This window comes from Curtobacterium sp. ME12 (assembly GCF_903970855.1).
Lineage (GTDB): Bacteria > Actinomycetota > Actinomycetes > Actinomycetales > Microbacteriaceae > Curtobacterium > Curtobacterium poinsettiae_A.
In genome coordinates, this window is the sequence record NZ_CAJCKD010000038.1 from 24,538 (window position 1) to 35,654 (window position 11,117).

At 70.1% G+C, this 11,117-nt stretch carries 9 protein-coding genes; 1 reads left to right on the forward strand and 8 read right to left on the reverse strand.

Translation table 11 applies throughout. From position 1 onward, the window contains the following. From H7A73_RS15350 to dusB, 5 genes are all read right to left on the reverse strand, one after another. Positions 1–1,077 (reverse strand): ABC transporter permease, encoded by a 1,077-nt coding sequence (locus H7A73_RS15350; RefSeq protein WP_111235184.1) that lies wholly within the window; start codon positions 1,075–1,077, stop codon positions 1–3. Between the two features lie 117 nt (positions 1,078–1,194). Next, complete coding sequence (locus H7A73_RS15355; protein ID WP_182066750.1) at positions 1,195–2,811, reverse strand: ABC transporter substrate-binding protein; 1,617 nt, start codon at positions 2,809–2,811, stop codon at positions 1,195–1,197. Between the two features lie 660 nt (positions 2,812–3,471). Then, on the reverse strand, positions 3,472–5,391 hold the full coding sequence (dnaG, locus tag H7A73_RS15360) for a DNA primase (RefSeq protein WP_182066751.1): 1,920 nt from the start codon (positions 5,389–5,391) through the stop codon (positions 3,472–3,474). Positions 5,392–5,431: 40 nt separating this feature from the next. After that, complete coding sequence (locus H7A73_RS15365; RefSeq protein WP_182066752.1) at positions 5,432–6,727, reverse strand: deoxyguanosinetriphosphate triphosphohydrolase; 1,296 nt, start codon at positions 6,725–6,727, stop codon at positions 5,432–5,434. Next, on the reverse strand, positions 6,724–7,890 hold the full coding sequence (gene dusB, locus H7A73_RS15370) for a tRNA dihydrouridine synthase DusB (RefSeq protein ID WP_182066753.1): 1,167 nt from the start codon (positions 7,888–7,890) through the stop codon (positions 6,724–6,726). The genes H7A73_RS15365 and dusB overlap by 4 nt, the downstream gene beginning before the upstream one ends. A 47-nt stretch (positions 7,891–7,937) precedes the next feature. On the opposite strand from dusB, the gene H7A73_RS15375 reads away from it, so the two are divergent. Then, positions 7,938–8,423, forward strand: a complete 486-nt coding sequence (locus H7A73_RS15375; RefSeq protein ID WP_182066754.1) for an aminoacyl-tRNA deacylase — start codon at positions 7,938–7,940, stop codon at positions 8,421–8,423. 107 nt (positions 8,424–8,530) lie between these two features. Here H7A73_RS15375 and H7A73_RS15380 read toward each other — a convergent pair whose 3' ends face one another. The 3 genes from H7A73_RS15380 to H7A73_RS15390 all read right to left on the reverse strand — a co-directional run bounded on the left by H7A73_RS15380 (position 8,531) and on the right by H7A73_RS15390 (position 10,996). Continuing rightward, a complete protein-coding gene (locus H7A73_RS15380; protein ID WP_182066755.1) occupies positions 8,531–8,749 on the reverse strand; it encodes a hypothetical protein in 219 nt (72 codons plus the stop codon). After that, entirely contained in the window at positions 8,746–9,480 is a 735-nt protein-coding gene (locus tag H7A73_RS15385; protein WP_182066756.1) for a DsbA family protein, read from the reverse strand. The genes H7A73_RS15380 and H7A73_RS15385 overlap by 4 nt, the downstream gene beginning before the upstream one ends. Positions 9,481–9,610: 130 nt before the next feature. Beyond that, on the reverse strand, positions 9,611–10,996 hold the full coding sequence (locus H7A73_RS15390) for a glycine--tRNA ligase (protein ID WP_182066757.1): 1,386 nt from the start codon (positions 10,994–10,996) through the stop codon (positions 9,611–9,613). Between the last annotated feature and the right edge of the window lie 121 nt (positions 10,997–11,117).

Below are 11,117 nucleotides of genomic sequence, written 5' to 3' on the forward strand. Positions count from 1 at the left end.
TCAGAACCTCACTCTCGGGTCGATGAGGGCGGCGACGACGTCGACGATGAAGTTGGTCACCGCGACGATCACCGCCAGCATCGCGACGATGCCCTGCACCGCGACGAAGTCACGGGCCGACAGGTACTGGTTGAGCTCGAAGCCCAGGCCGCGCCACCCGAAGGTCGTCTCGGTGAGCACCGAGCCGCCCAGGAGCATCGCGATCTGCAGCCCCATCACGGTGATGATCGGCACGAGGGCCGGACGGAACGCGTGGGTGCGCACCAACCGCGACTCGCGCACGCCGCGGGACCGGGCGGCGTCGACGTACTCGGAGCCGAGCGAGCCGATCATGTTCGCGCGCACCAGGCGCAGGAAGATGCCGGCGGTGAGCAGACCGAGCGTCAGCGCGGGCAGGACGGCGTGCTGGAGCACGTCGCCGATGACCGCGGCGTTGCCGGTGCGGAGTGCGTCGATGATGTAGATGCCGCTCGCGCCGGGGATGCCGTCGAGGATGAGCGACACCCGGGTCGAGGCACGGTCGCCGAGGGGCAGCCAGCCGAGCCACACCGAGAAGACGAGCTTCAGCAGCAGACCGCCGAAGAACACCGGCGTGGCGTAGGTCAGGATCGCGAGCGCACGGAGCAGCACGTCGGGCCACTTGTCGCGCGTGTACGCGGCGAGCATGCCGAGCGGGATGCCGAGCACGAGCGCGACGATGAGCGCGTAAAACACGAGCTCCGCGGTCGCACCGCCGTACGTGACGATGATGTCGGTGATCGGACGGTTGTCCGTCGACGAGGTGCCGAAGTCGCCGCGCAGGATGTTGCCGAGGTACTCGAAGTACTGCACGAGCACCGGCCGGTCGTACCCGGCGGCGTGCAGGCGTTCCTGCAGCTGGCTCGGCGTGAGTCGACCACCGACCGACGCGGTGATCGGGTTCCCGATGACGCGCATCAGGAAGAACACGAGCGTCACCAGGATGAAGACGGTCGGGATGATGAGGAGGAACCTGACGAGGATGTACCGGCCGAGTCCGCCACCACTGCTCTTGGCACTGCGTTGTGCCTGTGGCTTGGTGGGATCGGTGCCGTTCACGTCCTGCGTCGCCTCGGGAGTGCTGAGGGTCACGGGGTGGGTGCCTTTCGTCGCCGTTGCACAGGCACGCGGGCGCTCCTCGTGGGAACGCCCGCGGCCTGCACGTGGGGCTTGGTGCTACTTGCTCAGGGTGGCGTACCGGAACTTGAACGAGGCGTCGAGGGTCAGGCCCTTGACGTCCTTGCCGGCGACCGCGACGGACTTGCCCTGCAGCAGCGGCAGCGTCGAGATCTGGGTGGCCTCGCGCTCCTGGGCCTGCCCGATCAGGTCAGCACGCTTGTCCGGGTCGGACTCGGCCTGCTCCTTCGCGATGAGGTCCTGGATCTCCGGGTCGTCGTAGTGGTTCTGGACGAAGTTCTCCTTGGTGAAGAACGGCGACAGGTAGTTGTCGGCGTCGGAGAAGTCCGGGAACCAGCCGAGCTGGTACACGGGGTAGGCGTCCTTGGTGCGCTCCTGGGCGTAGGTCGTGTAGACCGTCGACTGGATGTTGACGGTGAACAGACCGGAGTCCTCGAGCTGCTGCTTGAGCAGCGCGTACTCGTCGTCCGAGGCCGAACCGTAGTGGTCGGGCGCGTACTGGATGTCCAGCTGCACCTTGCCCGTGACGCCGGCGTCCGACAGCGTCTTCTTCGCCTTGGCCACGTCCGCGCCGCCGTCGCCGTCGCCGTACATCTCCTTGAACGGCTGGACCGCGCCGGTCAGGCCGTCCGGGACCATCGAGTAGAGCGGGGTGAAGGTGTCGTTGTAGACCTCCTTCGCGAGCTGGGCACGGTCGACCACGTCGGCGGCGGCCTGCCGCACGGCCAGGGCCTTCGCCTCGTCGGCGTCGTCCTGCCCGGTGCCGAACGGCTGGGTCTTGAAGTTGAAGACCACGTAGCGGATCTCGCCGCCGGGGCCGTCGGTGACCTTGAGGGAGTCGTCCTTGCGCAGGTCCGAGATGTCGGTCGGCGTCAGGGAGCGGTACGCCACGTCGACGTCGCCCTTCTGCACGGCGAGCTTCAGGTCGGTCTCCTTGGTGTAGTAGCTGGCGGTGACCTCGTCGGTCTTCGCCTTGCCGAGGAGGCCGTCGTACTTCGGGTTCGTCTTGTACTGGATCGTGTCGTTCTCCTTGTAGGAGCTGATCTGGTACTGCCCGGCGAAGGCCTTGCCCTTGACGATGTCGTCGGCGCTGGTGAGCTTCGTCGCGCTGAAGACGTCCTCGTCGACGATCGGGCCAGCGGGGCTCGAGAGCACCTGCGGCCAGGTCTGGTCGGCGTGGTCGAGGTTGAACACCACGGTGGTGTCGTCCGGGGTGTCGATGCTCTTGAGGTTGGCCAGCAGCGACTGCGGACCGTTCTCGTTGTTGATCTTCAGCTCGCGGTCGAACGAGAACTTCACGTCGCTCGAGGTGAGCTTGTTGCCGTTCGCGAACTCGAGCCCGTCCTTGAGGGTGACCTCGTAGGTGGTCGGGTTCGTGAACTCCGCCTTCGTGGCGATGTCCGGCTCGACGTCCGGGCTCCCCACGGGCGTGTTCATCAGGAACGGGAACACCTGGTTCTGCACGGCGAAGGAGCCGTTGTCGTAGGAACCGGCCGGGTCGAGCGACGTGATCTTGTCCGTCGTCCCGATGCTCAGGCCGTTCAGTTCGGTGTCACTCACGCTGCTGCTCGCGCAGCCGGTCAGCACCAGCGCCGTCGCTGCTGCACCGGCGCCGAGCGCGATGCCGCGCTTGCCCCACTTGGTCACGGATGCCATGTCCGCTGCCTCTCTGGTCATGATTGCAAGAGTCCTGGGCCGGAGGGTGGAACGTCTGTGTGCCCGGCCAGGAACGCTCATTGGTACCACCCTGTCACGGAACAGAACGAACCGGGGGCGATTTGTTTACACCGCTGTAATGCACGGGCGCGCTGCGTGCTGCATGATTCCGCCGGAGTCGAGCGGCGCGTCACGCACGAAAGTTGCGTGGTGCAACCGGGGCGGTCCCGCGCTCGTTCCCGCCCGTTCCCGTCCGCTCCCGTCATGGAATTGCCCGAACTGCCGTCCGACGGGACGACCGGCAACAGTTCGTGCGACCTCGATGGTGCGCCGGCGGCGCGGCCTGCGACCCCGTACACCCGGCCGGGAGGCCCACCCTGCTCCCGCCCCGCCTCTCGCTTCCGCCGAGCGGTCACGACGCACCGCCCGCCCCACCCCGCGCGGTCACGTTCCGTCGGCCGGACCCCTGTCAACCGACGCTTCGCGACCACTCGACGCCCCACACGCGGCACGTCCCGACCACTCACGAACCCCGAGGTCGCACGAACTGCCGCTCGCAGCCCGACCGGGCGACAGTTCGTGCGACCTCGGCGACACGCACGCGGCGCGTCGTGCGACCGGGGCGACCTCGCGCACCCCGGAACAGCCGCTCGAGGAGCGCTAGGACGCCTCGGCGTCGGCGCGCAACCGCATCCGCTGCCCGTCGATGTCGACGAGCTGCCGCTGGATCTCGGCGCGGCGCTCTGCATGCTCGTGCGGGTCGGCGCGCTGCAGCTGTCCGAGCAACGAGGCCTTGCGGGCGAGCAGGTCACGCTCGACCAGGGCCACGACGATGCTCCGGCAGTAGGCCGCCAAGTCCTCCGCGTTGCGCGCGGGGATCGGTGCGAGGGCGAGTTCGTGCGTCAGGGTGCGGAGGGGCGCTGGCACGTCGGCGAGCAGCCGGTCGAGCCAGTCCCCCGCGCCGATGACGTCGACGTTGGCGACCACGGCGTCCCGGACGGCGGCGAGCATGGGCGTCGAGAACGTGGCCGACGCGGCGAGACCGAGCATCGGTGCCCCGACGGACGTGGGCTGCTGCACCATCGCCATCACGGCGTCGCGCTCCATGCGGCTGATGGGGTCGTTCGGCAGCGAGCGGATCCCGGCGACGGGCTCGTCGGGGGTGTCTGCCCCGTCGGTGCCGGTTCCGGCACGACCGTCGCGCCCCGCGCCTGCGGACCGGTCGTCCTGCCCGGCGGAGCCCGCACGCCGTCTGGCGGTCTCGACCGACCGACGGACCTCGGGGATCTCCATGCCGAGCCAGCCGGCGAGTTCGCGCACGTATCCCTGCGTCAGCGAGCGGTCGCGGATGCCGGCGAGCACGGGCGCGGCCGCACGCAGGGCACCGACGCGCCCCTCGACGGTCTCGAGGTCATGGCCGTCGAGCGTGCGACGGATCATGAACTCGAACATCGGGCGCTTGTTCGTGACCAGGCGGCGGATGGCGTCGTCACCGCGGGCGAGCCGGAGGTCGCACGGGTCGAGCCCGCCGGGTGCGACGGCGACGTAGGTCTGCGCCGCGAACCGCTGTTCCTCCGCGAAGGCGCGTGACGCAGCACGCTGCCCGGCCTCGTCGGGGTCGAACGTGAACACGACCTCGCCGTTGGCGTTCGGGTCGGCTCCCGCCAGGTCACCGAGCATCGGGCGCAGCACCTTGATGTGGTCGACGCCGAACGACGTTCCGCAGGTGGCGACGGCGGTGGTGACGCCGGCGACGTGACAGGCCATGACGTCGGTGTACCCCTCGACGATGACGACCTGCTTCTGCTTCGAGATGTCGCGCCGGGCGAGGTCGAGCCCGTAGAGCACCTGGCTCTTGTGGTAGATCGGGGTCTCGGGCGTGTTGAGGTACTTCGGGCCCTTGTCGTCCTCGAGCAGGCGGCGCGCCCCGAAGCCGATGGTGGCCCCGGTGACGTCGCGGATGGGCCACATCAGGCGCCCGCGGAACCGGTCGTACGGCGAGCGGTCACCCTGGCTGACGAGGCCGGCGGACACGAGCTCTTCCATTGTGAAGCCGCGCCCGCGCAGGTGGTCCTTGAGCATGTCGTAGGACTTCGGGGCGAACCCGACGCCGAAGTGCTGGGCGGCCGAGGGGTCGAACCCGCGCTCCCCCAGGAACCGGCGGGCCGGGTCGGCGGCAGCGGTGGTCAGCTGCCCCGTGAAGTACTCGAGCGCGGCTTCGTTCGCGGCGATCAGCCGGGCCCGGGTGTTGTAGTCGGTGCGCGGCCCGTCGCCCTCTTCGTAGTGCAGGGTGAAGCCGATCTTCGCGGCCATGCGCTCGACGGCCTCGGCGAAGGTGGTGTGGTCCTGCGCCATGATGAAGCTGAAGACGTCGCCGTCCTCGCCGCAGCCGAAGCAGTGGTAGCGGCCGACCTGGGGCCGGACGTGGAAGGACGGCGAGCGTTCGTCGTGGAAGGGGCAGAGGCCCTTCATCGACCCGACGCCCGCGTGCTTCAGCGTGACGTAGTCGCCCACGACGTCGGCGATGTTGACACGCGAGCGGACCTCGTCGATGTCGTTCCGCGCGATCCTGCCAGCCACCCCTCGATCCTAGTTCGTGGGGCCGACGTCGGCGGACCGGTCAGACGGGGATGTGGACCGGGTCACGGTCACCCACCACCAGACGTCGGTGCCACGCGAGTGCACCCTGGTCGGTCAGGCTCGCGACCTGGTCGACGACGGCACGCAGACGGCCGGCGTCGTCGCCAGCGGCGTGCCAGTCGGCGGCGAAACCCGGCTCGAGGTCGGACGGCCCGGTGGCCGCCAACGCGTCGAGCAGTTCGGTCAGCACGCGGCGCTGGTCCTCGTACACGGGCTGACGGTCGCCCTGGGTCATCACGAAGGCCGCGACGATGCCCTTGAGCACCGCGATCTCGCCGATGATCTCGGGCGGGGTGACGACCGACGCGGCGAACCGCACGAGCGACCCCGAGGCGTACGACTCGCGGGTGGCCGTCGTGGCGGTGCGCGCGAAGCGTCCGATCAGCTGCGACGTCAGGTTCTTCAGGCGTGCGGCGTCTCGGCGGGAGCCGTCGTACGCGGTCATCCAGAGCGGCAGCGCGCGCAGGCGGTCGAACGCCTCGAGCAGCTCGTCGCGGCTCAGGTCGTCGCCGACCCAGGCGTGCATGGCGGTCACGATGTCGTTCTCACCGACCCGGTCGCCCAGGGCAGCGACGTCGATGAACCCGGCGACGACGGCGTCCTCGAAGTCGTGCACCGAGTACGCGATGTCGTCGGCGAGGTCCATCACCTGCGCCTCGATGCACCGCTGGCGGCGCGGCGCGCCGGCACGGAGCCACTCGAAGGCGTCGTGGTCGTCGTCGTAGAAGCCGAACTTGGTGCGGCCGGACGACGACTCCGACACCCCTTGCGCAGCCGGCCACGGGTACTTGCAGCTGGCGTCCAACGACGCACGGGTCAGGTTGAGCCCGAACGGACGGTCGACGTCGGCGCCGGGCCGGACGCCGTAGACCTTCGGCTCGAGCCGCGTCAGCAGCCGGAGCGTCTGCGCGTTGCCCTCGAAGCCACCGATGCCGGTGGCCCAGGCGTTCACGGCGGTCTCGCCGTTGTGCCCGAACGGCGGGTGCCCGATGTCGTGCGCCAGGCACGCCGTGTCGACCACGTCGGGGTCGAGTCCGAGCGAGTCGGCGAGCTCGCGGCCGACCTGCGCGACCTCGAGCGAGTGGGTCAGCCGGTTGCGGGCGAAGTCGAGCCCCGCCGTCGGGCTGAGCACCTGGGTCTTGGCGGCCAGACGCCGGAGCGCACTGGAGTGCAGCAGTCGGGCGCGGTCACGGGCGAAGTCCGAGCGGCGGTTGCCGTGCTCTTCGGGGAGCCAGCGCTCCGCGTCGGCCGGGCCGTACGAGGCGGTGGCGCTCATCCGCCGCTGTGGTGCAGCTCGGCGGCGGCCAGGACCTTGCGGAACTCGGAGTCGACGTCACGGCTCTCGAGCCAGCGGTCGGGCAGGGCGGTGCGCTTCGGGTGCCCGGCACGACCGCGCGGCCCCTCGGCGTCGGCACCCGGGTACGGTGCGTCCTGGTCGAGCTGGCCGAGGAAGTCGTCGATCTCCTGCAGGCTCGACGCCATCGCCAGGCCGGCCCGGACGTCGCTGCCGATCGGGTACCCCTTGAAGTACCAGGCCACGTGCTTGCGGATGTCGCGGCAGCCGTGCTCCTCGGACCCGAAGAACTCGACGAGCAGCTCGGCGTGCCGGCGGAACCCGTCGGCGACCTCGCCGAGGGACGGCATGTACCGCAGGCCCTCGCCGCGGAACGCCGCGGCCAGGTCGCCGAACAACCACGGCCGGCCGAGGCAGCCACGGCCGACGACCACGCCGTCAGCACCGGTCTCGTCGATCATCCGGAGCGCGTCGGCAGCCGACCAGATGTCGCCGTTGCCGAGGATCGGGATGTCGGTGACGGTCTCCTTCAGCGTGGCGATCGCGGACCAGTCGGCCTGCCCGGAGTAGTGCTCGTTCGCGGTGCGGGCGTGCAGTGACACCGCGGCGACACCGGCGTCCCGCGCGATGCGGGCGGCGTCGAGGTAGGTCAGGTGGTCCTCGTCGATCCCCTTGCGCATCTTCACCGTGACGGGGACGTCGCCGGCGGCGCGCACGGTCTTGGTGACGAGTTCGCGGAACAGGTCGAGCTTCCAGGGCAGCGCAGCACCGCCGCCCTTGCGGGTGACCTTGGGCACCGGGCACCCGAAGTTCAGGTCGATGTGGTCGGCACGGTCCTCGCCCACCAGGATCGACGCGGCCTCGGCCACGGTGTTCGGCTCGACGCCGTACAGCTGGATCGACCGCGGGGTCTCGGATTCGTGGTGCTGGATGAGCTGCATCGACACGGGGGTCCGTTCGACCAGCGCACGCGAGGTGATCATCTCGCACACGTAGAGTCCGGCGCCGTACTCGCGGCACAGCCGCCGGTACGCCATGTTCGTGATCCCGGCCATCGGCGCGAGCACGACGGGCACGTCGACCTCGATCGGGCCGATGCGGAGGGGGCCGCCGACTCGCGAGGCGGGTGCTTGTGTGATCGTCATACCTGTCCCATCTTCCCACGTCGGTGCGCGCCGGTAGCGTTCTCCACATGACGACCGACGCCAGCACCCGGTTCGACGCCGACGCCCAGGCCCGTGGCCTGCCGGTCGAAGTGGTCGAGCGCCCGGCCGCGGACTCCCTGCACGAGGCAGCCGGCCTGCTCGGCATCGAGCCCGGCGACATCGTCAAGACCCTGGTGGTGAAGCGCCACGACGGCGGGTTCCTGCTCGCCCTGGTGCCTGGCGGCCGCAGCATCGCCTGGAAGAAGCTCCGCACGGTCGTCGGCGTCAACAAGCTCTCGATGCCCGACGCCGCCACCGCGCTCGAAGCCTCCGGCTACGAGCGCGGCACCATCACGCCGATCGGTGCCAGGGGTGCGCTGCCGGTCTACGCCGACGAGCGCATCCTCGGCCGTCGCGTCGCGCTCGGTGCCGGACGGCACGGCGCGAGCGCCTTCGTCGACGCCGACGCGCTCGTCGCCGCCTACGGCGCGACCGTCGCCGACATCACCGACGAGGAACCGCAGCGCGGCTGATCGGTTCCGGCGACGGACGGATCGCGCCCCCGCGCAGCTGTCGCGCCCCGCAGAGTCGGGGCGCGACGACCGCACGGGGGCGCAGCACCCCGACCACATGACGGACGTCAGTCCGGCACCTCGGTCCAGTCCCCCTCGGAGCCGGCGAACGCGCCGGCGTCGATCAGGCACGCATCGCCCTCGCACACCGGCGCTCCGCCGGGCGTGACGAGCGTCAACAGGGCGGGGCGGGCCTCCAGGCCGGTGAGCGCGTCCGGGACGGACGGTACCGATGTCACGGCCTGGAGGCGCACGGCGCCCTGGTCGCTGATCGTCGCGCCGGTCATCGGGTCGCCGCCACGTCCGCGCTCGCGTCGTCCGCGGCGCGCTCGGTCGCGGCCGCGACCTCGTCGGGCGTCGTCTCGCGGAGCGCGACGACCTGCGACAGGACCTGCTCGAAGGCCGACGGGTCCTGCGCGCCGGAGACGCCGTACTTGCCGTCGATGACGAAGAACGGCACGCCGTTGATCCCGTAGGCCTGCGCCTGGGCCTGGTCGGCGCGGACGGCCGCGAGCTGCGAGTCGTCGCGCAGGGTGCTGAGGACCTCGTCGCGATCGAGGCCGATCTCCGCCGCCAGGTCGGCGAGCGAGGACTCCTGTCCGACGTGCTCGCCCCGCTCGAAGTAGGCGGTGAACAGGCGCTCGACCATCTCGAGCTGCTTGCCGTGCTGCTTGGCGAGGTGGATGACCTGGTGGGCCTTCACCGTGTTCGTGTGGTGCATCGCCTCGAAGTCGTACTGGAGGCCGACGCCCGCGGCGATGGCGGTGACCTGGTCGAGCATCTGCTGGGCCTGGTCGACGGGCATGCCCTTGTGGTCGGAGAGGAACTCGGCCTCGGTGCCCTCGAAGTCGACGGGGGTGTCCGGGCTCAGCTCGAAGGAGTGGTACTCGACCTCGACGGGGCGGCCATCGCTCGAGGCGCCGAACGCGGCGACGCCGGCCTCGAACTTGCGCTTGCCGATGTAGCACCAGGGGCAGGCGATGTCCGACCAGACATCGACCTTCACGGAGTCGTTCATGCTGACCCCAACGCGGTCGTGCGGCGCGCATTCCCGTCGCTGGCAGCAAAACACCGGTGTTCGCAGGTCGAACACCCGATCGCGGGTGTGCGACGCACGAACACCGGTGTCTTGCGGAGCCGCGCGGCCCCTACGCGCCGAGCAACCGCTGCGCCAGGTACCCCTGCAGCTGGTCGAGCGAGACGCGCTCCTGGCCCATGGTGTCGCGCTCGCGCACCGTGACCGCCTTGTCCTCGAGCGTGTCGAAGTCGACCGTGATGCAGAACGGCGTGCCGATCTCGTCGTGGCGACGGTAGCGACGGCCGATGGCGCCGGCGTCGTCGAAGTCCACGTTCCAGTTCTTGCGCAGGTCGTCGGCCAGGCCGCGGGCGACCGGCGAGAGCTGCTCGTTGCGCGACAGCGGCAGGACGGCGGCCTTCACCGGGGCCAGACGCGGGTCGAGGCGCAGGACGGTGCGCTTGTCGACGCCGCCCTTCGCGTTGGGGGCCTCGTCCTCGTGGTACGAGTCGAGCAGGAACGCCATGAGTGCTCGGGTCAGCCCGAACGACGGCTCGATCACGTACGGCACGTACTTCTCGTTGGCCGCCTGGTCGAAGAACCGGAGGTCCTGGCCGGACGCCTCGATGTGGTTGTTCAGGTCGAAGTCGGTGCGGTTCGCGACGCCCATCAGCTCGCCCCACTCCGAGCCGGTGAAGCCGAAGCGGTACTCGATGTCGGCGGTGGCGTCGGAGTAGTGCGCCCGCTCACCGTCCGGCACGTCGAAGCGACGCAGGTTCTCGGGGTCGATCCCGAGGTCGGTGTAGAACGCGACCGAGTCGGCGATCCACTGCTCGTAGTGCTCCTCGGCCGAGGCCGGCGGCACGAAGTACTCGATCTCCATCTGCTCGAACTCGCGGGTGCGGAAGATGAAGTTGCCGGGCGTGATCTCGTTGCGGAACGCCTTGCCGACCTGACCGATGCCGAACGGGGGCTTCATGCGGCTGGTCGTCACGACCTGGGCGAAGTCGACGAAGATGCCCTGCGCCGTCTCGGGGCGCAGGAAGTTCAGGCCCTCTTCCGACTCGACCGGGCCGAGGTACGTCTTGAGCATGCCGGAGAACTCGCGGGGCTCGGTCCACTCGCCGCGGGTGCCGCAGTTCGGGCAGGCGACCTCGGCCATGCCGCCCTCGGGGGCGCGGCCCTTCTTCGCCTCGAACGCCTCGAGCAGGTGGTCCTCGCGGAACCGGTGGTGGCAGTGCAGGCACTCCACCAGCGGGTCGGTGAAGGTCGCGACGTGGCCGGAGGCCTCCCACACCTTGCGGGGCAGGATCACCGCGGAGTCGAGGCCGACCATGTCCCCGCGTCCGCGCACGAACCGCTGCCACCACTGGCGCTTGATGTTCTCCTTGAGCTCCACACCGAGGGGCCCGTAGTCCCACGCGGAGCGGGAGCCTCCGTAGATCTCACCCGACTGGAAGACGAAGCCGCGGCGCTTGGCCAGGGCGATGACGCTGTCGAGACGGGAGGGCTGTGCCAAAGGGTGCTCCAGAGGTCGCCGAGCTGGGTGCTCGGTGCGGAAACGGTCCGGGCAAGACTACCGGCGATCCTGGCCCGGGAGGCCCGCTCCGGGTCCGCCGTCCGCGCTCACCTCCCGGAGG

Bases quoted from the DNA above. Each gene is read 5' to 3' on its own strand.
- H7A73_RS15355 (WP_182066750.1), bottom strand. From the start codon at position 2,811: ATGGCATCCGTGACCAAGTGGGGCAAGCGCGGCATCGCGCTCGGCGCC.
- H7A73_RS15365 (WP_182066752.1), bottom strand. From the start codon at position 6,727: ATGAGCGCCACCGCCTCGTACGGCCCGGCCGACGCGGAGCGCTGGCTC.
- dusB (WP_182066753.1), bottom strand. From the start codon at position 7,890: ATGACGATCACACAAGCACCCGCCTCGCGAGTCGGCGGCCCCCTCCGC.
- H7A73_RS15375 (WP_182066754.1), top strand. From the start codon at position 7,938: ATGACGACCGACGCCAGCACCCGGTTCGACGCCGACGCCCAGGCCCGT.
- H7A73_RS15380 (WP_182066755.1), bottom strand. From the start codon at position 8,749: ATGACCGGCGCGACGATCAGCGACCAGGGCGCCGTGCGCCTCCAGGCC.
- H7A73_RS15385 (WP_182066756.1), bottom strand. From the start codon at position 9,480: ATGAACGACTCCGTGAAGGTCGATGTCTGGTCGGACATCGCCTGCCCC.